The following is a 25,698-nucleotide window of genomic DNA, read 5'->3' on the forward strand; positions in this document are numbered from 1 at the left end:
CCCGGCACGCCATGGGTGGGCGGTGCCGGGCACCGGAAGTTCTGGCCGGACTCCGGGAGTTGTGCCCCCGGGGCCTGCGCGGATCCTGGTAGGGGCAGTCCGCGCGAGAACCGGATGTGGAGAAATATGCCCGGTCCCCCTAGCCGGACCTCATCCGAACGGGGTATCAATTCCCCTTATGGCCGAACTCGAACTCCGGCACCTCCGGGCGATCTGCGCGATCGCGGAGGAAGGCAGTGTGTCCAAGGCGGCCATCCGGCTCGGCGTCACCCAACCGGCCCTGACCGCGCAGCTGCGTTCCATCGAGCGCCTGGTCGGCGGCGAGCTGTTCCGCCGCTCGTCCAACGGCAGCGTGCCCACCGAACTGGGGCGCAGCGTAGTGCGCTCCGCCCGGGTCGTCCTGGAGGACATGTCCGCGCTGCTCGCCTCGGCCCGCACGCACACCCAGAACCCCGGCGAGGCGCCGCTGGTGCTGGCGTCGAGCCCGATGCTGTTCACCAGCGCGCTGATCACCGAGCTGCGCGCGTGGGTGCGCTGCACGGAACTGCGCACCGAGATCGACTCCTCCGGGCCCGCGCTGCTCGACCTGATCTCGGCCAAGCAGGCCGACCTGGCCGTCTTCGAGCGGTTCGAGGGCATGGAGCACCGGATGCTGCGCGACGTCGAGGTGCGCACCATCGTCGAGGAGCCGCAGTTCGTCGCGTTCAGCTCCGACAGCCCGCTGGCCGAGCAGGACGAGGTCGACCTGGCGGACCTGGCCGACCTGGACTGGATCGTCCCGCCGCCGGACCAGGACACGATCCGGCTGGGGTTCCGGGAGGCGTGCGAGAAGGTCGGCTTCACGCCGCGGATCACGCACCACGTCACGGAAGCGCGCACCGCCATGGCGCTCGCGGCGTCGGGCGGGGTGTGCCTCGCGCAACCGGCGTCCCTCGGGGGGCCGGGCTTCGAGATCCGCCCGCTGCGCGGCGCGCCGCTGCGGTTGCCGGTCGTGCTGGTGATCCGGCTCGACGGCGTGCTGGGCAACCGGCGGCACGAGGTGTTCGCCTGCGTCGCGCACGCCTACCGGTCGATCGTCGACCGCAACCCGACGTACGCGCAGTGGTGGAAGGAGCACCCCGAGGCGCACGTCGAGGTGGACGCGGCCCTGGCCTTACCCCGGCCGACCCGCCCCAGCTGACTCAGCGGGCCGGGCGCAGGGTCCACACGACCGTCATCTCGGCGGTGACCACGCCCGCCGCGTCCCGGATCACGCACTCCACGGGGAACTCCGGTCGCACCCCCGACTCGAGTTCGGCGACCACGTCCGCCGCCTTGCGCCCGAGCACCGCCTCGGCCGTCAGCGCGCCGAGCGCGAGCTTGCGGTAGCGGATCTCCGAGCGCACCACCAGCGGCGTCACCCGGCCCATCTCCGCCGCGAACGACGCCAGCCCGACCGCGCCCGACGCGGTCTCGGCGAGCCCGAACAGCACCGCCGCGTGCGGTCCGCCGACGTGGTTGCGCTGGTCCTCGACGTCCGGCAGCGCGCACACGACCCGGTCCGCGGCCACCTCCAGGAACTCGACCCCGGCGGCGCGCACCCAGGGGACGGACTGCTTCATCGCGTCGGCGACCCAGCCGAGGTCTGTGCTCATGGCCTCATATTACTCGTGAGTAACTTCAACCGGTCAAGTGTATGGTTCTCCCTGGTCGTGACTGGCGTGCACGGGTGGGGTCAACCACCGGGGAGCGGCCGCAGCGGACAGTGGCACCGAACGCCTGGGTGTCCCCGGCGAAGCCAAGAACCGCGGAAGGACGCCACATGCACCAGCCCGCCATCACCCACCTCGCCGCGGCCGACCCCGCCGTCGCCGACCTGGTCGAGGGGGAGGCGCGCCGCCAGTACGAGAAGATCCGGTTGATCGCCTCGGAGAACTACGTCTCCACCGCCGTGCTGGAGGCCACGGGCACGGTGCTGACCAACAAGTACTCCGAGGGCTACGCGGGCAAGCGCTACTACGAGGGCCAGCAGTTCGTCGACCAGGTCGAGACCCTGGCCATCGAGCGCGCCAAGGCCGTGTTCGGCGTCGAGCACGCCAACGTGCAGCCGTACTCCGGCTCCCCGGCGAACCTCGCGGTCTACACGGCGCTGGTCAACCCCGGCGACAAGGTCATGGGCATGGCGCTGCCCGCCGGTGGCCACCTGACCCACGGCTGGGGCGTCTCCGCGACCGGCAAGTGGTTCGACGCCGTGCAGTACGGGGTGCGCAAGGACACCGGCCGCGTCGACCTCGACGAGGTCCGCGAGCTGGCGCTGGCCGAGCGGCCGAAGCTGATCTTCTGCGGTGGCACCGCGATCCCGCGCACCATCGACTTCCCGGCCTTCGCCGAGATCGCCGCCGAGGTGGACGCGGTGCTGGTCGCGGACATCGCGCACATCGCGGGCCTGGTCGCGGGCGGTGCGCACCCGTCGCCGGTCGGCCACGCGCAGATCATCTCCACGACCACGCACAAGACCCTGCGCGGCCCGCGCGGCGCCATGCTGATGTCGGACGCCAAGCACGCCAAGGCGCTGGACAAGGCCGTGTTCCCCGGCCTGCAGGGCGGCCCGCACAACCACACCACCGCGGCCATCGCGGTGGCGCTGGGCGAGGCGGCGCGGCCGGCGTTCCGCGACTACGCGGCGGCCGTGGTGGCCAACGCCAAGGCACTGGCCGACGCCCTGATCGAGCGCGGGTTCGACCTGGTCTCCGGCGGCACCGACAACCACCTGATCCTGGTCGACCTGTCGAACAAGGCCGTCGCGGGCAAGCCCGCCGCGCAGGCGCTGGACCGCGCGGGCATCGAGCTGAACTACAACTCCGTGCCCTTCGACTCCCGCAAGCCGTTCGACCCGTCGGGTATCCGGCTGGGCACGGCGGCGATCACCACGCGTGGTCTCGGCGTCGAGCACATGCCCCGGTTGGCGGCGTGGATCGACCAGGCCGTCGCGGCCAGTGATCAAGCCGAGCTGGACCGGATCGCCGCCGAGATCCGCGAACTGCTCGCCGCGCACCCCATGCCCGGCTGGGTGTGAGGACCCCCAAACAGCTGTTGATCAGCGTGAACACCCCCCGACCGGACCCCGGTCGGGGGGTGTCCGGCGTTGTGAGCGGGGTCTCGGGTTAATCGGTTGCCATCCGTCACCCGAAAAGCGCATGCTTGTATCGACCAACTACTTGGATGATGCAAGCAACTCGGGAGGTACGGTGTCCGCGCCAGAGATCGACGCGTCGGCGTCGGGCCTCGCCGACGGGACGAACGACCCGGTCGAGCCGGGGTCGGTCCAGCCGGACCTGACCCAGGCGGAAATCGATCGCGGCCAGCGGCTGGCCTCGGTACTGTTCGCCTTCGGCAAGCAGCAGGCCGCGGTAGCCGCGCGGATGAGCAAGGTCGGGGTGGACCGCTCAGCCGTCGTCCTGCTGAAGAACCTGTACGTCCTCGGCCCCAGTCGCGCGAGCGCGCTGGCCGAGGCCATCCACTCCGACCCGTCCACCGTCAGCCGCCAGGTCGCCGCCCTGGTCAAGGACGGCCTGGTGGAGCGCCGGGCGGATCCCGAGGACGGCAGGGCGAGCCTGCTGGCCATCACCGACAAGGGCACCGCGCTGCTCGAACGGCAGCGCGCCGGGCTGGCGCTGGCGCTGTCCCGCATGGTCCGCCACTGGGACTCGGACGACCTGGACGCGTTCACCACCCTGTTTGAGCGCTTCCTCGCCGACCACGCCACGTACCTGCCGCAATTGATCACCGAATGCGCCGCTTACGCGCGTTCTGAAGGGGGAAAGCAATGACCGCTCCGGCCATCGAGGGCCAACCGGGGCAGCTCAGCCACCGGCAGATCCTCACCGTCCTGTCCGGGCTGATGCTCGGTATGCTGCTCGCCGCGCTCGACCAGACGATCATGGCCTCGGCCATGAAGACGATCGCCGACCAGCTCCACGGCCAGACCATCCAGGCCTGGGCCACCACGGCCTACCTGATCACGGCCACCATCTCCACCCCGCTCTACGGCAAGCTGTCCGACATCTTCGGCCGCAAGCCGATGTACCTCACGGCGATCTCGTTCTTCCTGGCCGGGTCCATCCTGTCGGGCATCGCGAACTCGATGTACGAGCTGGCCGCGTTCCGCGCGGTGCAGGGCCTGGGCGCCGGTGGTCTCATGTCGCTGGCGCTGGCGATCATCGCCGACATGGTGCCGCCGCGGGAGCGCAGCAAGTACCAGGGCTACTTCATGGCCGTGTGGGGTCTGTCCAGCGTGGCGGGCCCGGTCGTCGGCGGCGCGTTCGCCGGCCTGGACACCTTCGCGGGCCTCGAGGGCTGGCGCTGGGTCTTCCTGCTCAACGTGCCGATCGGCATCGTCGCGCTGATCGTGGTCGCCCGGAAGCTCAACGTCCCGCACACCCGCGTCCCGCAGCGCGTGGACTACTGGGGCGCCATCGCGCTCACCGTCGGCCTGGTGCCGCTGCTGATCGTGGCCGAACAGGGCCGCGAGTGGGGCTGGGGCGCCGGTAGCTCGGTCGCGATGTACGCCATCGGCGTGGTCGGGTTGGGGGCCTTCATCTTCATCGAGAAGAAGATGGGCGACGCGGCCCTGCTGCCGATGCGGCTGTTCCGCAGGCAGACCTTCGCGCTGACCAACGTGGTCAACTTCGTGATGGGCGTCGGCATGTTCGGCATGATGATGTCGCTGCCGCTCTACCTGCAGATCGTCAAGGGCGCGACCCCGACCGAGTCCGGCCTGATGACCCTGCCGATGACCTTCGGCATCCTGGTCGCGGCCACCGGCAGCGGTCAGCTGATCGCCCGCACCGGCCGCTACCGCAAGTACCCGATCATCGGCCTGTCGCTCATGGTCGTGGCCATGTTCCTGTTCTCGCGGATCGGCGTGGACACCCCGGTCTGGGCGACCATGCTGATCATGGTGCTGGCCGGTGCAGGCTTGGGCCTGTGCATGCAGACCCTGATCCTGGCCATCCAGAACGACGTCCCGGTCAAGGACATGGGCGTGGCGACCTCGTCGGCCACCTTCTTCCGCTCCATCGGCGGCACGGTCGGCACCGCGGTCTTCCTCTCCATCCTGTTCAGCGTCGTAGGCGACCGCATCGGCGACGCCTTCGCCACCGCCCGCGGCGACGCGTCCTTCGTGGCCGCGCTGCAGCAGAACCCCCAGTTCGCGGAGAGCCTGTCGAACGGTGGTGGGATCGACCTGAACAACACGCAGTTCCTCACCACCCTCGACCCGACCCTGGCCAAGCCGATCCTGACCGGCTTCGCCAGCTCCCTGGACACGGTGTTCCTGGTGGGCGCGTGCGTGACCGTGGTCGCCTTCGCGCTGATCTGGTTCCTGAAGGAGACCCCGCTGGTCAACAAGTCCGGCATCCAGCGCGCCGCCGACGAGGCAGCGGAAGCCGCCCCGGCCCCGGCCGCGATGCACTGACACCAGTTCGACGACAGCGGCCCCGCACTCCTCCCGAGTGCGGGGCCGCTGCCGTCGTTCCCCTTCTGCTGGACCGCAACAACCCACCCAGGCCGAACTCGCCCGCTCGCCCAGCGGCAAAATTCCCTTGATCGCGAGTTGTCCCCATCCGCCGCACTCATCCGCAGGCCTGAAGGAATCGGGCGTACTGACGCCCATCAACACCTTTACCGAGACCACCTCCGCAGTCATCGGCCTATATTTCTACGCCGCTGAATAAGCTCACAGGATTTCGCGGTCTCTTCCCGAGCGGCCTACCGCAGATACACGCCCACCCAGGCTGGAACACCTCGCCACTGTCCCCTCCCTGCCCGGCCGAGCCCGCTGCCCGCCGACCTACACCGACCCGGCCTCCACCCACCCAAGCCCCGCTCGCCCACCCCACCCAGGTCACCACGCAACCCTTCCCCGCCCCGCCCCGCCCCGCCCCGCCCCGCCCCGCCGAACCCGCCACCCGCCGACGTGTGCCAGCCCGGCCCACCACTCAATCCACCGCGCTCCACCCCATCGAGCGCAGCTCGAAAACTCGCGCCTGGACCACGAGAGAACGCAACCACGCTGGGTCGGAACGTCTGCGTCCCGGACCACGAGAGAACGCAACCACGCCAGGTCAGAACGTCCGCGTCCAAGACCACGAGAACCCCGCTGGCCGGAACCCCGCTGCACGCGCGCACACCCTGTCCGGGAATGGGAATTACCCCCAGGGCTGGGCAGGACGAGCCCGGTCTGCGATCTTGTCTCTGGCCCCGTTGCCCACCAACGGCTCGCACGGGCGCCGTGCACATCTCTCGCGGTACCTACGAGGTGGTTGATGCGGGTAGTCCTGGCGATCTTCGCCGTGGGCGGGTTGCTGATCGCGTCGGCCCTGGCCATCGGCGTGGTCCGGGACCGGGAGCGCGCGTCGCCGACCGAGTCCGCCCCCGCCCCGCCCCCGAGCGCCTCGCGCTGCGTGCCACCCGAGGGGCCGGTCACCATCTCGCCCGCGCCACCCGCCCTGGTCGCCCGGCTCGCCACCACCCTCGACCGCCTGGACCGCTGGCTGGAGACCAACGCCCCGGCCACGTCGACCGTGTGGAACCGGTCCGCCACCGCCGCCGACCTGGCCACCATGCAGCGCGACCTCGGTGTCCGGCTGCCCGCCGACCTGGCCATCGCGCTGGCCCGCCACGACGGCGCCCGACCCGGCGGCTTCACACTGCCGCCCGCGTACCTCCCGCTGTCCGCGCGCGACATCGTCACCACGGCCGTCGAGCTCTGCGAGCGGGGGGACGGGTGGCAGCAGGGGGACCTGCCCTTCGCGCGGAGCGACTCGGGCGTGCTCTACCTGCGCGGCGGCGCCGTCTACCGCCACCCGGCGCGGCAGTTGGTCGCGCCGAGCCTCAGCGACCTGCTGGAGCGCGCGGTCGACCGGCTGGAGGGGGCGAGCGCCGCCGAGTACCGGCCGGAGGTCGACGCCGTCGGGACGCTCACCTGGGTCCGGGAATGACTGAACGCCCCGGGTCGGCATGACCCGGGGCGCTCATAACCCGCGGGCTCAGTGGTGCTCGACGCCCGTTTCCTTGGCGCGCTCGTACGAGCGCTTGATCTCGGCCTCGGCCTCGGTGCGGCCGACCCAGCTGGCGCCCTCGACGCTCTTGCCGGGCTCCAGGTCCTTGTAGACCTCGAAGAAGTGCTGGATCTCCAGCCGGTGGAACTCGGCCAGGTGGTGGATGTCGCGCAGGTGCTCGGTGCGCGGGTCGTGCGACGGGACGCACAGCACCTTGTCGTCGCCGCCCTTCTCGTCGGTCATGCGGAACATGCCGATGGCGCGGGCGCGGATCAGGCAGCCGGGGAACGTGGGCTCCTGGACCAGGACGAGCGCGTCCAGCGGGTCGCCGTCCTCACCGAGGGTGTTGTCCACGAAGCCGTAGTCGGCCGGGTACTGCGTCGCGGTGAAGAGGGTCCGGTCCAGCCTGATGCGACCAGTCTCGTGGTCTACCTCGTACTTGTTCCGGTTCCCCTTGGGGATCTCGATCGTGACGTCGAACTCCACGCCGTTCCTCGCTCCTCTTCGCCTTCTTCGCTTCGCCTCTAGTGTGGACCACGGCGTCCCCCCGGCCCGCACCGATACCGCGGCCACGGGGTGTGAGATTCGCCTTGGGCCCAGGGGGAGGAAGCGGCGTGCCGGAGCCGGACCAAGATCGCGGCGTGGGGTCGGAGCCGGTCGCGCGGCAACCTGGTGACCAGCAGAAACGTCCTACTGACGTGCCCGATGAGACCCCAGCGTGGCCCACCTCGGACGATGCCGCGTGGCCGACCGCCGACGGTGACGAAGCCGACCACGGCACCACCGACCCGAACACCGCCGACGACGCGGTGGTGTTACGTGACGAGACCCACGTCCCATCCGACCCCGACACGCCCGACGACGCCACGGCACGAACGGGTGAAACCGCCGACTCGGGCGCCGAGCCGACCCCGGACCCGTCGACCAAGACCACCCGACCGGTCCGCCCACTCGCCGACGGCGGCACCACGGTGCCCACGCCCAAGCCGCGGGTCGAACCCGCCGCCCAGGCCTCGGTGGACCAGGCGAAGCACCCGGACACCGAGCCGACACCCGAAGGCCAGACGGCGCCACTACGACCAGAGGCCGCGCGACCGGCCAAGCCCACGCCAAGTCAGTCGCCTGGGCAGCCGACTGGTGCGGGCGCACCGGACTCGGACCAGACGGCGTCGTTGCCCCGGGGCGGGCACTCGGGGCTTCCGCAGCCGGGGAAGAACGACGCCCCCAGCGGCGGTCAGCCAGGGCAACCGGCCGAGCCGCCGCAGCCCGATGCCGGTCGGGCCGCGGGTGATCGGGAGTCGGGTCAGTCGGCGTTGCCGCTGGACCGGGCCTCGAAGCCGCAGGCGGGTGCTACCCGAGGGGCGGCCAAGTCGGCGGGGCCGCGGCTGCCGGATGCCGGCCAGGCCGCGGATGGTGGTGAGCGGGAATCGGGCCAGACGGCGTCGTTGCCGCTGGACCGAGCTCCCGGGCCCCGGTCCGGTGCTACCCGAGAGTCGCCTGCGCAGTCACCTGACGCGGGCCAAGCCACCGACGGCGGCGATCAGGGGTCGAGCCAGACCGCGTCGTTGCCGCTGGGCGGGGCGTCGGGGCCGAAGTCTGGCGCGGGTCAGGCGGAGCGGTCTGGTGCTGGTCGGGAGGTCACAGCGGCCACGCCGCTGGGGTCGCCTGACGCGGATGGCGGCCGGCGGGAGTCGAGCCGGACGGCGTCGTTGCCGCTGGGTGGGGTTCCGGGTCGGCAGTCTGGTGCGGGGCAGCTGGAGGGGGCTGGTGCTCCTCGGGAGGCTGGGACGGCCAAGCCGCCGGGGGCGCACGCACCTGATGCCGGCCAGCGGGAGTCGGGGCGGACGGCGTCGTTGCCGTTGGGCGGGGCTAACGGGGCGCAGTCCGGTGTGAGCCAGGCTGAGCGATCCGGTGCTCCTCAGGAGGCTGAGGCGACGGAGTCGGCGGGGTCGCAGCTGCCGGGCGCAGGCCAGGCTGTGGACGGCGGTGCGCGGGAGTCGGGTCGGACTGCGTCGTTGCCGCTGGATCGGGCCTCGAAGCCGCGGTCCGGTACTCCGCAAGGAGCGGCCAAGTCGCCGGGGACGCAGCTGCCTGATGCCGGTCGGGCCGCGGATGGTGGCGAGCGGGAGTCGGGCCAGGCCGCGTCGTTGTCGCGGGAGTCCAGCGCGAGTCGGGCGGAGCAGCCTGGTGCCACACGAGAGGCGAAGCCGCCCGCTGGTCAGGTCCCGGGTGGCGGTGATCGAGCCCCGGAAGATCGCCAGTCCGGCGGTCAGGCGGAACGGCCTGGTCCCCCGGCGCCTGGTGTCGGTCAGGCGGCGGGCGATGGTGATCGGAAGTCGGGGCAGGCGGCTTCGCCGCAGCCGGATGAGGCGTCGGGAGGCCCGAAGCCCGGTGTGAGTCGGGCGGAGCAGCCTGGTCCCGCACGGGAGGCCAAGGCGCCCGGTGCCGGTGCGGGCGAATCGGGTCAGACAGCAGCCGTGCGGCCCGATGGGCTTGCGGGACTGCGACAGTCACCTGGTGCGGGCTCCGTTGGGCCTGGCCGGGCGGAGCGGCCAGGGGCCGTGCCGGGGAAGCCGTCCGACGGGGAGCCGCCGGCCGTGCGGCCGGATCGTTCCCCGGGGAGGCCGCAGCCGCGGCGCGAGCCTGAGGCCGCGCAGGACACCACGGTGGTCAAGCCCGTCGGGCCGAAGCCGCCGGGCGGGGGCAATCCGGACCTGGGGCAGACGGCGGCTGTGCGGCCGGATCGGATCCCGGGACGGCCGCAGCCCGGCGTGGGCCCGCTCCCGCCGGGGCAGCGGCCCGGTCAGGTCGCCGGTGGGGAGTTCGGGCAGCCGCGGCCAGGGGCACCGCGGCAGGCGCAGGGCGGTAACCAACGCGGCCCGGTGGGGGCCAACCAGCAGATCAGGCCGCCGGGGCAGGCACCCGACCGCGCCGAGGCCACCCAGGTCTTCGCACCCGCCCAACTCCCACGCGGTGGCGGGCCGAACCAGAACCGCCCGGGGCTCGGCGGGCGGCCGGAGGAGGCGGCTGAGCGGACCCAGTTCATCAGCGTCGGCGCGGTCTCCCGCGAGCCCGCGCCGCTGGAGGTCGAGGACGAGCCCGCGCCCGCGGTCAAGCGGAAGCGGACCGGGTTGGTCGTCAGCCTGGTCTCCGTCGTCGCCCTGCTCGCGCTCGCCGCCGGGGCCGTGTTCCTCGTGCCCGGGCTCGCTGAGAAGGTAGGGCTCCGGCCGTCCGAACCCGACGTCCCCATCGCCGCCCCCAGCCCGCCCGTGCAGTTCACCCCGACCCTGCGCAGGCCCGGCGCCGACAGCCCGGCGCCCACGGCTGCGGGGGTCCAGGCCGCGTTGGCCGGACCGGCGAGCAACAGCGTCCTCGGCGCGCTGACCGGCACCGTCATCGACCCGACGACCGGTGACGTCCTCTACGCGCAGAACGCCGACACCACGCTGGTGCCCGCGTCCACCACCAAGGTCCTGACCTCGGCCGCCGCGCTGCTCGCCCTGCCGCACTCCGACCAGCTGACCACCAAGGTCGTGCAGGGCGACCAGCCCGGCACGGTGATCATCGTCGGCGGCGGCGACCCCACGCTCTCCTCGTTCGCCGCGGGCAAGGACACCGTCTACCCCGGTGCCGCGCACCTCGACGACCTCGTCGCCCAGGTCAAGACCGCTGGCCCGGTCGACACCGTGCTGCTCGACGTCGGCCGGTACACGGGCGACTCACTGGCCAAGGGCTGGATCCCGGGCGACGTGCAGGGCGGCTACATCGCCCCGATGGTGCCCGCCATGCTTGACGGCGGCCGGGCCGACCCGACCGCGGCCGTGTCGCCGCGCGCGGCCAACCCGGCGCGGGCGCTGGCCGAGAAGTTCGCCGAGCGGATCGGTGCGAAGGTGCCCGCCAAGGCCACCACGACCGCCAAGCCCGACGCCAAGGTGCTGGGTGAGGTGCGCTCCGCGCCCATCGTCGAGCTGGTCGACAACGCGCTCCAGAACTCGGACAACGTGCTCGCCGAGGCCGTGGCCCGCGAAGTCGCCAAGGAGACCGGCCACGAGGTGTCGTTCACCGGCGCCACCGAGGCCACCACCAAGATCCTGCGCGACAACGGGTTCGACGTGTCCACGGTCAGGCTCAGCGACGGCAGCGGCCTGTCCACCGACAACCTGGTCAGCGCCGCGCTGCTCGCCGACATCCTGCGGGTCGCCGCCGCCCCCGACGGCAAGGACCCGCGCACCGCCAAGCTGCGCCCCCTGCTCGGCGGCCTGCCCGTGGCGGGCGGCAGCGGCACCCTCGCGGGCCGCTACCAGGGCCCGGCCGACGCGGTCGGCAAGGGTTGGGTGCGGGCCAAGACCGGCACGCTGGCGAACGTGAACTCGCTGGCGGGCGTGGTGCTGACCAAGGACGGCAGGCTGCTCGTGTTCGCCATGATGTCCAACGGCTCCAACGCGGCCGAGGCCCGACCCGCGCTCGACGCGGTCGCCGCGACCCTGCGCCAGTGCGGCTGCCGGTGAGCGGGCGCCGGCGTGGTGCCTGCCTCGGCCGGGCGGGCACCACCCGGATTTTTCCTTGATCGCGAGTTGTCCCATCCGCCGCGCCCATCCACAGGATTTCGCGGTCTCTTTCCCGGCGCCCCGCCGCCGATGGACTGGAGCAGCTGCTTGACCTCAAGGGGAGGGCGGGGGCTGTGCTCGTGGGCTCTTGGGCGGTCAACGGGTAGCGTCGACGCTGTGAACGCGACCGGTGCGGACGTGGCGGGTGTTTCGACCGAGGGTGCGCCGCCGGTCGACTGGGACCTCGCGGTGTCGACCGCGCGGCGACTGGTGCGGCCGGGGCCGGTGGTCAGCCGCGAGGTCGCCGAGCACTCGGTGGTCCGGTTGCGGGAGATCACCGCCGAGGCCGAGGAGCACGTGCGCCGCCTGACCGGGCTCGGCGCCGGGTTGCCGCTGCTCGACGGCGACGTGGTCGACCGGCAGCACTGGATCGAGGCCGCCGCGCAGAGCATCGCGACCCTCACCTCCGGTGTGCTGCCGCAGCGGCCGAGCCGGGTGGTCGGCGGTGTCCTGGCCGGGACGGCGGGCGTGCAGGCCGGGATGGTGCTGGCCTACCTGAGCAGCCGGGTGCTGGGCCAGTACGACCCGTTCGGCGCGGGCACCGGTCGGCTGCTGCTGGTCGCGCCCAACATCGTCGCCGCGCAGCAGGCGTTGGACGTGCCGCCGGAGGACTTCCGGATGTGGGTCTGCCTGCACGAGTGCACGCACCGCCTGCAATTCACCGCGGTGCCGTGGCTACGGGACTACTTCCAGCAGCAGGTCGCGACCTTCCTGACCGGCCTGGACGACAGCGCCAACGGCGTCGTCTCGCGGCTGCCGGACATCCTGCGCGCCGCCCGCGGCCGCCCCGACCCGGACGCCGACCCGACGGCCAACACCGGTCCCATGGCGCTCATGGAGCTGGTCCAGTCGCCCGAGCAGCGGGCCGTGTTCGACCGGCTCATCGCGGTGTCCACGCTGCTGGAGGGCCACGCCGACCATGTGATGGACGCGGTCGGCCCGATGGTCGTGCCGACGGTGGCGACCATCCGCGAGCGGTTCACCGTGCGCCGCCGCGGCGGCGGCCTGCTCGACCGCGTCCTGCGCAGCCTGCTCGGCGTCGAGGCGAAGATGAAGCAGTACGCCGTCGGCGCGAAGTTCACCACGCACGTGGTCGACGCGGTCGGCATGGACGGCTTCAACACGATCTGGACCTCGCCGGAGACCCTGCCCCTGCGGTCCGAACTGGGGGACCCACAGGCGTGGATCCGGCGCGTTTCCCCGGTCTGAGCCCGGGCAGGCCGCACCCGGCGCTGGCCAGGGTCCGGGTGGCCGTGCGCGACCTGCTGGCCGCGGCGCGCCCGGTCGACCGCGTCGCCGTCGCGGTGTCCGGCGGCGCGGACTCCCTGGCGCTCGCCGCCGCCGCCGAGTTCGAGGGCCACAAGCTGGGCCTGCGGGTCGACGGACTGATCGTCGACCACGGCCTGCAAGCCGAATCCGCCAAGACCGCACTACGCGCCGCCGACCACCTCGCCGTCCTCGGACTCGACAAGGTCGAAGTCCTCCTGGTCGACGTAGCAGGCGGTGGCGGCATAGAGGCCGCCGCACGACGCGCGAGGTACGCAGCGCTAAGAGAGGCTGCGGGCGACTCTTGGGTCCTTCTCGGTCACACGCGCGACGACCAGGCGGAGACAGTCCTGCTCGGTCTGGGCCGTGGGTCCGGCCCGCGGTCCATCGCGGGGATGCGCGCCCTCGACCGCCCCTGGGCCCGCCCGCTGCTCGGCGTCTCCCGCTCGACCACGCGGGACGCCTGCGCCGCGCTCGGCGTCGAACCCTGGCAGGACCCGCACAACGACGACCCGCGCTTCACCCGCGTCCGGCTCCGCCACGAGGTCCTCCCGCTGCTCGAGGACGTGCTGCAGGGCGGCGTCGCGGGCGCGCTAGCGCGCACGGCCGCCCAACTCCGCGACGACCTCGCCGCGCTCGACGACCTCGCCGCCGACCTCCTGGCCCGCGCCCGCCACGACGGCGCGCTGGACGTGTCCGAACTCACGCCCGCCCCGCCCGCGCTGCGCAGGCGGGCGCTGCGCGGTTGGCTCATCGACGGCGGCGCCCCCGAACTGAGCGACACCCACCTGCGGGCGGTCGACGAGCTGATCTCCGCCTGGCACGGGCAGCGCGGCGTGGCCCTGCCGGGCGGCTTGGTGGCGCGCCGCGCGCATGGCAGGCTCCACATTGAACGGCCGGACACCTGAGAGGGGAACCGTGTACGACGGCGACATCGCCTCCGTGCTCATCACCGAGGACCAGATCAACGAGAAGATCGCGGAGCTGGCCAAGCAGGTCGGCGGCGACTACCCCGGTGGCGGCGCGGACCTCGTGCTGGTCGGTGTCCTCAAGGGCGCGGTCATGTTCATGACCGACCTGGCGCGGGCGCTGCCGGTGCCGGTGCAGTTGGAGTTCATGGCCGTCACCTCGTACGGCTCGGCGACCTCCTCCTCCGGTGTCGTGCGGATCCTCAAGGACCTCGACCGCGACATCGCGGGCCGGGACGTGCTCATCGTCGAGGACATCATCGACTCCGGGCTCACGCTGTCCTGGCTGCTCAAGAACCTCGCCTCGCGCGGCCCGCGCTCGCTGGAGGTGTGCACGCTGCTGCGCAAGCCGGACGCGGTGAAGGTGGACGTGCCGGTCCGCTACGTCGGCTTCGAGATCCCCAACGAGTTCGTCGTCGGCTACGGCCTCGACTTCGCCGAGCGCTACCGCGACCTGCCCTACATCGGGACCTTGGACCCCAGGGTCTACACGTCCTGATGAAAAACCACCGGGAACCGATGGCGGCCCGGGCGCGTTGACACCTATGCGCACTCCTACCGCGCTTCGTGCGGTGAGGGTGCCGATGCGGACGGTACTCTGGTGGGACCGGAGCTGCGCCGTCCGGCCGGGTAATGGGTCGTCATTGCCCTCACGTGCACGTCAGGGAGGGTGGAGGCCGCGTCGCGGCCGTAAGTGAATGGACCGCAAGCGCCTGCTTCGCAACCCGCTGCTGTGGATCCTGGCGGTGTTGCTGATCTACTTCGCCTTCAGCCTGCTGTTCGACGACACCCGGGGCTACGCCTCGGTGCCGACGTCGAAAGCCGTTGCCCAGATCGAGGCGGGCAACGTCAAGACCGCCGAGCTGGGCGACAAGGAACAGCAGCTCAAGCTGACCCTCAACACCCCGATCGACCAGGACGGGCAGCAGGTCACCCAGATCCTGACCCAGTTCCCGTCGAACTCGACCAACGAGATCTACAAGTCGTTGATCGGGAAACCGGGGATCGAGTTCCGCACCAGCGTGACCCAGGACTCGTTCCTGACCCAGATCCTGATCTTCCTGATCCCGCTCGCGCTGCTGTTGCTGCTGCTCATGTGGATGATGAACAACGTCCAGGGCGGCGGCAACCGGGTGCTCAACTTCGGCAAGTCCAAGGCCAAGCAGTTGCCCAAGGACATGCCGAAGACCACCTTCGCGGACGTGGCCGGTGCCGACGAGGCCGTCGAGGAACTGCACGAGATCAAGGACTTCCTGCAGAACCCGGCCCGCTACCAGGCGCTGGGCGCGAAGATCCCGAAGGGCGTGCTGCTCTACGGCCCGCCCGGAACCGGAAAGACCCTGCTGGCCCGCGCGGTCGCGGGTGAGGCCGGGGTGCCGTTCTACTCGATCTCCGGTTCGGACTTCGTGGAGATGTTCGTCGGCGTCGGCGCCTCCCGGGTGCGCGACCTGTTCGAGCAGGCCAAGCAGAACGCGCCGTGCATCATCTTCGTCGACGAGATCGACGCGGTCGGCCGCCAGCGCGGCGCGGGCCTCGGCGGCGGTCACGACGAGCGCGAGCAGACCCTCAACCAGCTGCTGGTCGAGATGGACGGCTTCGACGCGCGCGGCGGCATCATCCTGATCGCGGCCACCAACCGGCCCGACATCCTGGACCCGGCGCTGCTGCGCCCCGGCCGGTTCGACCGGCAGATCCCGGTGTCGGCGCCCGACTTGACCGGCCGCAAGAAGATCCTCCAGGTGCACGGCAAGGGCAAGCCGATGGCGCCCGACGCCGACCTCGACAGCCTGGCCAAGCGCACCGTCGGCATGTCCGGCGCGGACCTGGCCAACGTGCTCAACGAGGCGGCGCTGCTCACCGCGCGGCAGAACGGGTCGCTGATCACCGCGGCTGCCCTGGAGGAGTCGGTCGACCGGGTGATCGGCGGTCCGGCGCGCAAGAGCCGGATCATCTCCGACAAGGAGAAGAAGATCACCGCCTACCACGAGGGCGGGCACGCGCTCGCCGCGTGGGCGATGCCGGACCTGGAGCCGGTCTACAAGCTGACCATCCTGCCGCGCGGGCGCACCGGCGGGCACGCGCTGGTCGTCCCCGAGGACGACAAGCAGCTGATGACCCGCTCGGAGATGATCGCCCGGCTGGTGTTCGCCCTGGGTGGGCGCTCGGCCGAGGAGCTGGTGTTCCACGAGCCGACCACCGGCGCGTCCAGCGACATCGACCAGGCCACCAAGATCGCCAAGGCGATGGTCACCGAGTACGGCATGAGCGCCCGGCTGGGCGCGGTCCGCTACGGCCAGGACCAGGGCGACCCGTTCCTGGGCCGCTCGATGGGCCACGGCGCGGACTACTCGCTGGAGGTCGCGCACGAGATCGACGAGGAGGTGCGCAAGCTCATCGAGGCGGCGCACACCGAGGCGTGGGACGTGCTCAACACCTACCGCGACGTGCTCGACGACCTGGTCGTGGAGCTGCTGGAGAAGGAGACGCTCACCCGCAAGGACCTGGAGCGGATCTTCTCCAAGGTCGAGAAGCGGCCCCGGATCACCGCGTTCAACGACTTCGGCGAGCGCACCCCGTCGGACAAGCCGCCGATCAAGACCCGCCGCGAGCAGGCCATCGAGCGCGGCGAGACCTGGCCGGAGGACAACCCGCGCGAGCCGGTGCCGACCCCGGTCGGCGCCATCCCCGGCGCGGGCGACCTGCCGGGCGGACTGCCGCGGGCCAACCCGGAACTGCCCCAGGGCAACGGGACGAACCCGAACGGCACCCCGCCGCCCTACGGCAGCCCCCCGCCCTACGGTTCCCCGCAGCCGCCCCCGTACGGCCAGTCCACGGGCAGGCAGGGCGGTCCGCCGCACTACGGCGCGCCGCCCGGGTGGACCCCGGCGACCGGGCCCAACTCGAACGGGCCGCACCAGTCGTGGCAGCCGTCGTGGGGTGAGCGGCAGAACGAGGCCCGCGACGATTCCACTGGTCGGGATCAGGACTCCGGTGGGCGCTCGAACGGTTCCTGATGCGATGGTGGCGGCCGACAACCGGCCGCGACGATCCGGAGGTAACCGATGATGACCAGCCGTAACGGGGCCGGGACGGACACCGTCCCGGCCTCGGCCTTCGACCGGGACCGGGCCGAGCGCGCCGTGCGCGAGCTGCTCCTCGCCTGCGGTGAGGACCCCGACCGCGAGGGCCTGCTGGAGACCCCGGCCCGGGTGGCCCGGGCCTACGCCGAGCTGTTCGCCGGCCTCTACACCGAGCCCGACGCGGTGCTCGACAAGACCTTCGACGAGAGCCACGGCGAGCTCGTCCTGGTCACCGACATCCCGATGTACTCCACCTGCGAGCACCACCTGGTGCCCTTCCACGGGGTCGCGCACGTCGGCTACATCCCCAACGAGCAGGGCCGGGTGACCGGGCTGTCCAAGCTGGCCCGGCTGGTCGACCTCTACGCCAAGCGCCCGCAGGTGCAGGAGCGGCTGACCTCGCAGATCGCGGACGCGCTGGTGCGCAAGCTGGAGCCGCGCGGGGTGGTGGTGGTCATCGAGGCCGAGCACCTGTGCATGTCGATGCGCGGCATCCGCAAGCCCGGCGCGCGCACGACCACCTCCGCGCTGCGCGGCCTGCACAAGACCTCGCCGTCCACCCGCGCCGAGGCCCTCCAGCTGATCAACGGGCGCCGCCGGTGACGCGGATCCCGAGACCCGGCCGCTGCGCGGTCATGGGCGTGCTCAACGTCACCCCGGACTCGTTCTCCGACGGTGGCCGCTTCCTCGACCTCGACGACGCCATCGAGCACGGCATCGCGCTGTGGTCGCAGGGCGCCGACCTGATCGACGTCGGCGGCGAGTCGACCCGGCCGGGGGCGGACCGGGTGGCCGCGGACACGGAGATCGCCCGCGTGGTGCCGGTGATCCGCGAGCTGGTCGCCGAGGGTGCCGTGGTCAGCGTCGACACCACCCGGGCCAGGGTGGCCGAGGCCGCGGTGGCGGCGGGCGCCCAGGTGATCAACGACGTGTCCGGCGGGCTGGCCGACACCGACATGGTGCGGGTGGCCGCCGAGACCGGGGTGCCGTGGGTGCTGATGCACTGGCGCGGGCACAGCCGGGACATGGACACCCTCGCCGAGTACACCGACGTGGTCGCCGAGGTGCGCGCCGAGCTGTTGGCCCGGGTCGACACCGCGCTGGTCGGCGGGGTGTCGCCGGAGGCGATCGTGCTGGACCCGGGCATCGGCTTCGCCAAGACCGCCGCGCACAACTGGGCGCTGCTGCGCGAGCTCGGCGCGCTGCTGGACCTGGGGTTCCCGGTGCTCATCGGGGTGTCCCGCAAGCGGTTCCTGGGGGCGCTGCTGGCGGGCACCGACGGCACGCCCCGCCCGCCGCACGGCCGCGAGGACGCCACGGCCGCCGTGTCCACGCTGGTGGCGAGCGCGGGTGCGTGGGGGGTCCGGGTGCACGACGTCCGCCGGTCGCTCGACGCGGTGGCGGTGGCGGCGGCGATGGCGTGCGAGCAGGGAGAGCGATGACCGACCGGATCACCCTTACCGGGCTGCGGGTGCGCGGCCACCACGGCGTGTTCGCGCACGAGAAGCGCGACGGCCAGGAGTTCGTCGTCGACCTCACGCTGTGGATCGACCTGCGGGAAGCCGCGGCAACCGACGACCTGCGGCACACCGTGCACTACGGCGAGCTGGCCGAGCGCGCGGCCGCGGTGGTGGCCGGGCCGTCGCGGGACCTGATCGAGACCGTGGCGGCGGAGATCGCCGACGCCGAGATGGCGGACGCGCGGGTGCACGCGGTGGAGGTCACCGTGCACAAGCCGAGCGCGCCCATCCCGCTGACCTTCGCCGACGTGGCGGTCACCGTGCGCAGGAGCCGCCGCCGATGAGCCGGGCCGTGCTGTCCATCGGGTCCAACCTGGGTGACCGGTTGGCCAACCTGCGCGTCGCCGTCGACGGGTTCGCCGACGTGCTGGTCGCGGTGTCGCCGGTGTACGAGACGGCCGCCTGGGGGGTGACCGACCAGCCGGACTTCCTCAACGCCGTGCTCGTCGTCGCGGACGACGCCACCGACGAGTGGGGTTGGCTGCGGCGCGGGCAGGAACTGGAGCAGCGGGCCGGGCGGGTCCGCGAGCTGCGCTGGGGGCCGCGCACGCTGGACGTGGACGTGGTGACCGTTGATGGGGTCGTCAGTGACGATCCGGTGTTGCTATTGCCGCATCCGGGGACCCACGAACGGGCTACGGTGCTGATCCCCTGGCTGGACGTCGAGCCGGACCCGGAGGTGCCGGGCCGGGGCCGCGCGGTCGACCTGCTGGCCGGGCTGGACACCGCCGGTGTGCGCAGGCGCGACGACCTGGAGCTGCGATGAGGTTCACCCGGGCCCGAGACCTGGTGCCCGCCGGGCTGGTGGTGGCCGTCGCGGTGTACCTCGCCGCGCAGCTGCTCTACGACCGGCTGCCGCCGCTGCCCCGCCTCGCGGGGCTCACGCTGCTGGCCCTCGCCGTGGTCGAGGCGCTGTTCGGGTTCGCGCTGCGCAGCCGCATCCAGCGCGAGGAGGGGCGGTCGGTGCAGCCGCTGACCGCGGCCAGGGCGGTGGCGCTGGCCAAGGCGTCGTCGCTGCTCGGCTCGATCATGGCGGGCGCGTGGCTGGGGCTGCTGGGGTACGTGTTGCCGCAGAGCGGCCGGGTCGATGCGGCCGAGCACGACGTCACGGTGGCGGTTGTGGGCGTTGTGTGCGCGCTGGCGTTGATCGGTGCCGCATTGTGGTTGGAACACTGCTGCCGCACCCCGGATGACCCGGATGAGCGACGCGGCGACCCGATCAGGTGAATATCATCCCCGCCGTTTGATCTCGCGGAGATAACGGCCCGGTACGGTAGTGCCCATGACGGCCCGGACCGACTCCACCGCGCAGCGGGGCTCGCAGAGCGCGCGCATCCTGCTGTTCGCCGCTTTAGGCCTGGCCCTCGCGTCGACCGCGGTGCTGGTGCTGAGCGACTCCCTGCGGTGGATGCGGCTGGGAGTCGTCGCGGCGTTGTGGGCCGCGCTCGCGGGGGCCTTCCTGGCCGCCCGGTACCGCAGGCAGGTCGCCGACCGGGCCGACGACGCCGACCGGCTCCAGCGGGTCTACGAGTTGGAACTGGAGCGCGAGATCACCGCCCGGCGCGAGTTCGAGCTGGAGGCGGAGGCCGAGGCCAAGCGCAAGGCCGAGGAAGCGGCCAAGGACGACCTGGTCGAGCTGCGCGAGGAGCTGCGCTCCCTGCGGCAGAACCTGGAGCTGCTGCTCGGGGGCGAGGTGCTGGTGGAGCGCTTCGCCCTGCACGCCGAGGCCACCAGGATGCGCGCGCTGGCCGAGGACCGGTCGATCGGCCAACCCGCACGGCAGGGCGCCCAGGTCCGGCGCATCACCGCCACCGGCCGGGACCCGGAGACCGAGCTGATCCAGCGCGTCCGCCGCGAGGGCTGGCGGGACGACGACGAGCGGATCGACCCGGAGTGGCACCCGTCGTGGGAGGCGGACGGCGAGGGGCCCGCGCCCCAGCGGGGGCGGTCGAACGGCAAGAAGGCCCGCGTGCTCGCGGCGGCCCCCCGGCCTGCGGGCAAGCCGGACGCGCAGTCCACGCCGCAGCGGCCCGCCCGCGCGGCCGGTCCCGTCCAGGGACCGCAACGGGCACCCCGGTCCGCCCAGGAACACGCGGCCGCGCTGAACCACCAGTCGACCGCGGACAAGCCCGCCGCCCCACGCCAACCGGGCCGCGTCCCGGACGCGGCGGCGCCGGGATCGGTCCAGCGGAACCAGGCCCAGCGGCCGCCGCAGTCCCCGCCGACCGTCGCCGAGCGCACCGCCGCCGACCTCCAGCCAGCCCAGCCAGCCCAGGCAGCCCAGGCAGCCCAGGCAGCCCAATCCGCCCAGCGTCCCGCGACCCGCCCGGCCCCGGCCCGGCAGCCCCCGGCCGCCCAGCCCCCGGCCGCTCGCGCCGCGGACCAGTCCGGTCAGTTCCCGAACGCGGCTCGCGCGGAAGCCCAGCAGGCGGGCCACTCCGGCCAGGCTCCAGCCGCCGCCCGGCCGGATGGCCAGCGGGTGGATCACTCTGGCCAGTTCCCGACCGGGGGGCGGGCGGACGCCCAGCAGGCGGGCCGCTCGGGCCAGGCCGCTGTGCGTTCGGATGGTCAGCAGGTGGACCAGTCCGGCCGGTTCCCGTCCGGGGGACGCGCGGAAGCGCAGCAGGCGGGCCACTCCGGCCAGTTCCCGAACGCGGGCCACGGGGACGACCAGTCGAGTGCGCGGTCGGCGGGGCAGCCGCCGTTCGCGCCTGCCGCTCGTGCGGCGGGCCAAGCCCAGAGCCCCGCCCGCGCGGGTGGCAAGGCGGACAGCTCCGGTCACTTCGCGCCCGCGCGGGGTGAGAGCCACTCCGCTCAGGCCCCGTCCGGTGCTCGTCCGACCGGCAGGCCCGCCGCCGCGCCACAGGGGACTCGCGGTGGGCAGTCCGGCCACTTCCCGCCTGCTCAGCAGTCCCGCGCGGGCCAGTCCGACCACCTGCCACCCGAGGGTGGCCGCCCGGCGAACCAGTCGGGTCACTTCGCTCCCGCGTCGGCGCCCGCCGCCGCTCAGCAGGGTCCTCGCGCGACCCAGTCGACCGGCACCCACGCCGCGCCCTCCGGCCACTTCCCGCCGGTCTCGCCCCAGTCCCCGCCTGCCGCCGCGCGGTCGGCCTCCGCGCACGCCGCGCCGTCCGGCCACTTCCCGCCCGTCGCACCCGGGCACGCCTACGCCTCCGGCGCGCGGTCTGCCCACGCCGCGCCGTCGGGCCGCTTTCCGCCGGTCTCGCCTGATTCGGTGGATAGCGAGGGCGGTCGACGTCGCGCGCCCACCGGGACCTTCCCGCCGGTCAACGCACCGCAGGACAACCGCGCCGGTCGCCGGGCCAAGCCTGAGGACGAGGGTGGCCGTCGGCGTCGTGCCGAGGAGGCGCAGCCCGCTGCCGAGGACACCGGGTCCCACGCTTCCGGCAAGTCGGTCGACGAACTGCTGGCCGCTCACGGCGGCTCGACCCAGTCCCGCCGCCACCGCCGCCGTCGGGATGACGACTAGTCGCGTAGCAAGATCATCGGTATGCCTCCGGCCCCCGGTATCCACGATAGCGGCGGGTACCGACGGCGGGTGCCGATGATGATCAAGCCTGTGCACAACCCCACGACCCTCGACGAGGTGACGCGTCACGGGGCCGGGTGTCACCCGTCAGCCCTATGATCACTATCCGTGCCTGAATTGTCCCAACACCGGCATACCCCGCGTCGGCTGACCGTGCTGCTCCCCGTGGCCGGGCTGGTCCTGTTGGCGGGGTGTGGGCTCACGTTGCTCGCCCTGAGTACGGCGCGGGTGGGGTTGCTCGCCGAACTGGTCGGCGTGGGGGCCGCGTTGCTCCCCGTCGGGCCGGTCGTCGCCGCCTTCCTGTGGGTCGACCGGTGGGAACCCGAGCCCGCGCGGCTGCTCTGGCTCGCCTTCGGGTGGGGTGCCTGCGTCGCCGCGATCACCGCGTTGCTGATCAACAACACCGCGGAGGCGGTGGGGGATCTCCTGCTGGGGAAGGGGAACGGGGACAAGATCAGCGCGATCGTGTCGGCGCCGCTGTTCGAGGAGGGGCTCAAGGGCGCGTTCGTGCTGGGGATCTTCCTGTTCCTGCGGGACGAGTTCGACGGCGTGGTCGACGGGATCGTCTACGCCGGGTTGGTCGCGGCCGGGTTCGCCTTCACCGAGAACATCTACTACTTCGGCCGCGCGTTCGCCGAGTACGGCTTCGGCGACTCCCAGTCGCCCGGGGTGCTGGCCGCCTTCATCCTGCGCGGGGTCCTCTCGCCGTTCACCCACCCGCTGTTCACCGCGATGATCGGGATCGGCATCGGCGTGGCCGCCCGGACCCGCAGCCCGCAGGTCCGGATCCTGGCCCCCGTCGCGGGCTACCTCGCCGCCGCGCTGCTGCACGCCCTGTGGAACGGCTCGGCGACGCTGGGTACCGCGAACACCTTCCTCACCGTCTACTTCCTCGTCATGGTGCCGGTCTTCGGCGTCGCGGTGTACTTCCTGCACTGGCACCGCAAGCGCGAGCAGCGGATCGTGGCCGACGCGCTGCCCGCGATGGTCGACGCGAACTGGATCGTGGTGTCCGAAGTGGACCTGCTGGGCAGCCTCAAGGGCAGGCGGCAGTGGCGCAAGCAGGTCCGGGCGCATGCGGGCGCCGAGGCCGCCCAGGCCGTGGGGGAGTACCAGGCCGCGGTCAGCGAACTGGCCTTCCTCTGGCACTCCATGGCCGGGGGCACCGCCGGTCCGGCCGGGCCTGCGCGGGAAGCCCGGCTGGTCACCCTGGTGCGCGGCACCCGCAGGCGCGCGGTCGAGCTGGCCAGGGGCGACGCCTGAGCGGTGTGACCAGCGCGCCCGGTGAAGCTGGTCACCCGTGCGGCACGCGCTGTCACGGCTGCCGATACCCTCGGTGGGTCGTCCGGTACCCGCGCCGATGCGGGACTGGAACGAGGCTAGGGAGTCTGCTCGCCATGTGTCCGAAGCCCGCGCGGCTGTCCGTCGGCGTGGTGTCCGCCGGTCGGGTGGGTGCCGTGCTCGGCGCGGCGCTGGCCAGGGCCGGGCACGTGATCACCGCCGTGTCCGCGGTCTCCCGCGAGTCCCTGCGCCGCGCCGAGGAACTGCTGCCCGGCGCCGCCGTGCTGCCCCCCGACGAGGTCGCCGCCCGCGCCGACCTGGTGCTGCTGGCCGTACCCGACGACGCGCTGCCCGGCATGGTGCGCGGCCTGGCCGCCGCCGGTGCGCTGCGCGCGGGCCAGATCGTGGTGCACACCTGCGGCGCGCACGGCGTCGAGGTGCTGGCCCCCGCCGCCGAGCACGGCGCGCTCGGCCTCGCGCTGCACCCCGTGATGACCTTCACCGGCCGCCCCGAGGACCTCCAGCGGATCGCCGCCTGCGCCTTCGGCATCACCGCCGCCGACGGCGACGAGGTCGCCTGGAACGTCGCCGAGGCGCTGGTCGTGGAGATGGGCGCGGAGCCGGTCCGGGTGCCGCCCGCGGCCCGCCCGCTCTACCACACCGCCCTCGCGCACGGCGCGAACCACCTGGTCACGCTGGTCGGCGAGTGCGTCGACCTGCTGCGCGACGCGGGCGTCGCGACCCCGCAGCGGCTGCTCGGCCCCCTGCTGTCCGCCGCGCTCGACAACGCGCTGCGGCACGGCGACCGCGCGCTCACCGGGCCCGTCGCCCGCGGCGACGCGGGCACCGTGGCCCGGCACGTCGAGGTGCTCGCCGAGCACGCCCCCGAGAAGTTGCCCGCCTACCGCGCGCTGGCCGCCCGCACCGTGACCCGCGCGGTCGACGCCGGGCTGCTGCGCGCCGACCGCGCCCCGGACGTGGCCGCGGCCATCGAGGGAGAGACCCCATGACGCCCAGCTTCACCATCGGCAAGCTGCACACCCACACCTCCCCGGCGGAGCTGGGCAAGGTCACCCGGGCGCTGCGCGCGACCGGCCGCAAGATCGCCTTCGTGCCGACCATGGGCGCGCTGCACGACGGCCACCGCGAGCTGCTCAGCCGGGCCCGGCGGATCCCGAACACCGTGCTGGTGGCGTCGATCTTCGTCAACCCGCTCCAGTTCGGCCCGGGCGAGGACTTCGAGCGCTACCCACGCCCGCTGGACGCCGACCTGGCGGTCTGCGAGGCCGAGCGCGTCGAGCTGGTGCTCACCCCCGACCGCGAGGCCCTGTACCCGCCGGGTTCGCAGGTCACCGTCCACCCCGGACCGCTGGGCGACGAGTTGGAGGGCGCGAGCAGGCCCGGTCACTTCGCGGGTGTGCTGACCGTGGTCGCCAAGCTGCTCAACATCGTCCGCCCCGACTACGCGCTCTTCGGCGAGAAGGACTTCCAGCAGCTCGTCCTGATCAAGAAGATGGTCCGCGACCTCGACATGGACACCCAGGTCGTCGGGGTGCCGACGGTCCGCGAGCAGGACGGCCTCGCCAAGTCCTCCCGCAACGCCTACCTCGACCCCGACCAGCGCACCGCCGCCGTCGCGCTCTCCGCTGCGCTGGCCGCGGGCGCGCACGCGGGGCACGGCGGCGCGGGCGCGGTGCTCGCCGCCGCCCAGGACGTGCTCGACGGCACCCCCGAACTCGACGTGGACTACCTGGCCCTGCGGGGCCCGGACCTCGGCCCCACCCCCGACCGGGGCGAGGCGAGGTTGCTCGTGGCCGCGCACATCGGCGCCACCCGGCTCATCGACAACGTCCCGCTGCTCCTCGGCACCCCCGAGCTCGGGCAGCACGGTTAAGGAGTCCGCCTTGTTCCGCACCATGCTCAAGTCGAAGATCCACCGCGCCACCGTCACCCAGGCCGACCTGCACTACGTCGGCTCGGTCACCGTGGACCCGGTGTTGATGGAGGCCGCCGACCTGCTGGCGGGCGAGCAGGTGGCGATCGTCGACGTCACCAACGGCGCGCGCCTGGAGACCTACGTCATCGAGGGCGAGCGCGGCAGCGGCGTGATCGGCATCAACGGCGCCGCCGCGCACCTGGTGCACCCCGGCGACGTCGTCATCCTCATCGCCTACGGCCTGATGGACGCCGCCGAGGCCGCCGCGCACCAGCCCCGGGTGGTCTTCGTCGACGCCGACAACCGGATCGCGCACCTGGGCGCCGACGCCGGGCACGCGCCCGCCGACTCGGGCCTGCTCAGCGGCGCGGTCACCGCCGAGCCCGCCGCCGAGACGGTGGACGCGGCCAAGCTGGACGCGCTGCTCGCGCACGAGGGCGCGAGCTGACC

At 72.9% G+C, this 25,698-nt stretch carries 22 protein-coding genes and 1 riboswitch; of the genes, 20 read left to right on the forward strand and 2 right to left on the reverse strand.

From position 1 onward, the window contains the following. The first annotated feature begins 178 nt into the window (after positions 1 to 178). Entirely contained in the window at positions 179 to 1,180 is a 1,002-nt protein-coding gene (locus V5P93_RS01885) for a LysR family transcriptional regulator (RefSeq protein ID WP_104482697.1), read from the forward strand. Position 1,181: 1 nt separating this feature from the next. On the opposite strand, the gene V5P93_RS01890 is transcribed toward V5P93_RS01885, so the two are convergent. Then, positions 1,182 to 1,634 (reverse strand): DUF4442 domain-containing protein, encoded by a 453-nt coding sequence (locus V5P93_RS01890; RefSeq protein WP_104482696.1) that lies wholly within the window; start codon positions 1,632 to 1,634, stop codon positions 1,182 to 1,184. 47 nt (positions 1,635 to 1,681) lie between these two features. Continuing rightward, a riboswitch (ZMP/ZTP riboswitch) is annotated at positions 1,682 to 1,771 on the forward strand. Positions 1,772 to 1,801: 30 nt separating this feature from the next. On the opposite strand from V5P93_RS01890, the gene glyA reads away from it, so the two are divergent. From glyA to V5P93_RS01910, 4 genes are all read left to right on the forward strand, one after another. Then, entirely contained in the window at positions 1,802 to 3,055 is a 1,254-nt protein-coding gene (glyA, locus tag V5P93_RS01895) for a serine hydroxymethyltransferase (protein ID WP_104482695.1), read from the forward strand. Between the two features lie 172 nt (positions 3,056 to 3,227). Next, positions 3,228 to 3,809 (forward strand): MarR family winged helix-turn-helix transcriptional regulator, encoded by a 582-nt coding sequence (locus V5P93_RS01900; protein WP_245931685.1) that lies wholly within the window; start codon positions 3,228 to 3,230, stop codon positions 3,807 to 3,809. Then, positions 3,806 to 5,455: an MDR family MFS transporter gene (locus tag V5P93_RS01905; protein ID WP_104482694.1), complete on the forward strand. Its 1,650-nt coding sequence runs from the start codon at positions 3,806 to 3,808 to the stop codon at positions 5,453 to 5,455. Before V5P93_RS01900 ends, V5P93_RS01905 begins: the two co-directional genes overlap by 4 nt. An 850-nt stretch (positions 5,456 to 6,305) precedes the next feature. Further along, positions 6,306 to 6,980, forward strand: coding sequence for an SMI1/KNR4 family protein (locus V5P93_RS01910; RefSeq protein ID WP_104482693.1), 675 nt, complete (start codon positions 6,306 to 6,308; stop codon positions 6,978 to 6,980). Between the two features lie 48 nt (positions 6,981 to 7,028). Here V5P93_RS01910 and V5P93_RS01915 read toward each other — a convergent pair whose 3' ends face one another. Then, positions 7,029 to 7,526 (reverse strand): inorganic diphosphatase, encoded by a 498-nt coding sequence (locus V5P93_RS01915; RefSeq protein ID WP_104482692.1) that lies wholly within the window; start codon positions 7,524 to 7,526, stop codon positions 7,029 to 7,031. Between the two features lie 2,180 nt (positions 7,527 to 9,706). Between V5P93_RS01915 and dacB the strand changes: the two genes are divergently transcribed. From dacB to panD, 15 genes are all read left to right on the forward strand, one after another. Next, entirely contained in the window at positions 9,707 to 11,548 is a 1,842-nt protein-coding gene (dacB, locus tag V5P93_RS01920) for a D-alanyl-D-alanine carboxypeptidase/D-alanyl-D-alanine-endopeptidase (protein WP_104482691.1), read from the forward strand. A 216-nt stretch (positions 11,549 to 11,764) separates the two neighbouring features. Next, positions 11,765 to 12,856 (forward strand): zinc-dependent metalloprotease, encoded by a 1,092-nt coding sequence (locus tag V5P93_RS01925; RefSeq protein WP_245931684.1) that lies wholly within the window; start codon positions 11,765 to 11,767, stop codon positions 12,854 to 12,856. Continuing rightward, on the forward strand, positions 12,829 to 13,821 hold the full coding sequence (gene tilS / locus V5P93_RS01930; RefSeq protein ID WP_245931683.1) for a tRNA lysidine(34) synthetase TilS: 993 nt from the start codon (positions 12,829 to 12,831) through the stop codon (positions 13,819 to 13,821). Before V5P93_RS01925 ends, tilS begins: the two co-directional genes overlap by 28 nt. A 10-nt stretch (positions 13,822 to 13,831) precedes the next feature. Further along, positions 13,832 to 14,380, forward strand: coding sequence for a hypoxanthine phosphoribosyltransferase (gene hpt, locus V5P93_RS01935; RefSeq protein WP_104482689.1), 549 nt, complete (start codon positions 13,832 to 13,834; stop codon positions 14,378 to 14,380). A gap of 199 nt (positions 14,381 to 14,579) precedes the next feature. Then, entirely contained in the window at positions 14,580 to 16,895 is a 2,316-nt protein-coding gene (gene ftsH, locus V5P93_RS01940) for an ATP-dependent zinc metalloprotease FtsH (RefSeq protein ID WP_104482688.1), read from the forward strand. Positions 16,896 to 16,943: 48 nt separating this feature from the next. Then, positions 16,944 to 17,564 carry a GTP cyclohydrolase I FolE gene (folE, locus tag V5P93_RS01945; protein ID WP_181043859.1) on the forward strand — a complete coding sequence of 207 codons (621 nt, stop codon included), beginning with the start codon at positions 16,944 to 16,946 and terminating at the stop codon, positions 17,562 to 17,564. Beyond that, on the forward strand, positions 17,561 to 18,403 hold the full coding sequence (gene folP / locus V5P93_RS01950) for a dihydropteroate synthase (protein WP_245931682.1): 843 nt from the start codon (positions 17,561 to 17,563) through the stop codon (positions 18,401 to 18,403). Before folE ends, folP begins: the two co-directional genes overlap by 4 nt. After that, on the forward strand, positions 18,400 to 18,765 hold the full coding sequence (folB, locus tag V5P93_RS01955) for a dihydroneopterin aldolase (RefSeq protein WP_104482686.1): 366 nt from the start codon (positions 18,400 to 18,402) through the stop codon (positions 18,763 to 18,765). Before folP ends, folB begins: the two co-directional genes overlap by 4 nt. Beyond that, entirely contained in the window at positions 18,762 to 19,247 is a 486-nt protein-coding gene (folK, locus tag V5P93_RS01960) for a 2-amino-4-hydroxy-6-hydroxymethyldihydropteridine diphosphokinase (protein ID WP_104482685.1), read from the forward strand. Before folB ends, folK begins: the two co-directional genes overlap by 4 nt. After that, positions 19,244 to 19,708 (forward strand): DUF3180 domain-containing protein, encoded by a 465-nt coding sequence (locus V5P93_RS01965; RefSeq protein WP_104482684.1) that lies wholly within the window; start codon positions 19,244 to 19,246, stop codon positions 19,706 to 19,708. The genes folK and V5P93_RS01965 overlap by 4 nt, the downstream gene beginning before the upstream one ends. A gap of 55 nt (positions 19,709 to 19,763) precedes the next feature. After that, positions 19,764 to 21,971, forward strand: coding sequence for a DUF6779 domain-containing protein (locus V5P93_RS01970; protein ID WP_104482683.1), 2,208 nt, complete (start codon positions 19,764 to 19,766; stop codon positions 21,969 to 21,971). 213 nt (positions 21,972 to 22,184) lie between these two features. Further along, positions 22,185 to 23,294 carry a PrsW family intramembrane metalloprotease gene (locus V5P93_RS01975; RefSeq protein WP_104482682.1) on the forward strand — a complete coding sequence of 370 codons (1,110 nt, stop codon included), beginning with the start codon at positions 22,185 to 22,187 and terminating at the stop codon, positions 23,292 to 23,294. 134 nt (positions 23,295 to 23,428) lie between these two features. Continuing rightward, positions 23,429 to 24,322 carry a Rossmann-like and DUF2520 domain-containing protein gene (locus tag V5P93_RS01980; protein ID WP_104482681.1) on the forward strand — a complete coding sequence of 298 codons (894 nt, stop codon included), beginning with the start codon at positions 23,429 to 23,431 and terminating at the stop codon, positions 24,320 to 24,322. Further along, on the forward strand, positions 24,319 to 25,206 hold the full coding sequence (panC, locus tag V5P93_RS01985) for a pantoate--beta-alanine ligase (RefSeq protein WP_104482680.1): 888 nt from the start codon (positions 24,319 to 24,321) through the stop codon (positions 25,204 to 25,206). Before V5P93_RS01980 ends, panC begins: the two co-directional genes overlap by 4 nt. Positions 25,207 to 25,216: 10 nt before the next feature. After that, positions 25,217 to 25,696: an aspartate 1-decarboxylase gene (panD, locus tag V5P93_RS01990; RefSeq protein WP_104482679.1), complete on the forward strand. Its 480-nt coding sequence runs from the start codon at positions 25,217 to 25,219 to the stop codon at positions 25,694 to 25,696. Positions 25,697 to 25,698 lie beyond the last annotated feature (2 nt).

Origin of the sequence: Actinokineospora auranticolor (assembly GCF_041897805.1) — a bacterium.
GTDB classification, from domain to species: Bacteria; Actinomycetota; Actinomycetes; order Mycobacteriales; family Pseudonocardiaceae; genus Actinokineospora; species Actinokineospora auranticolor.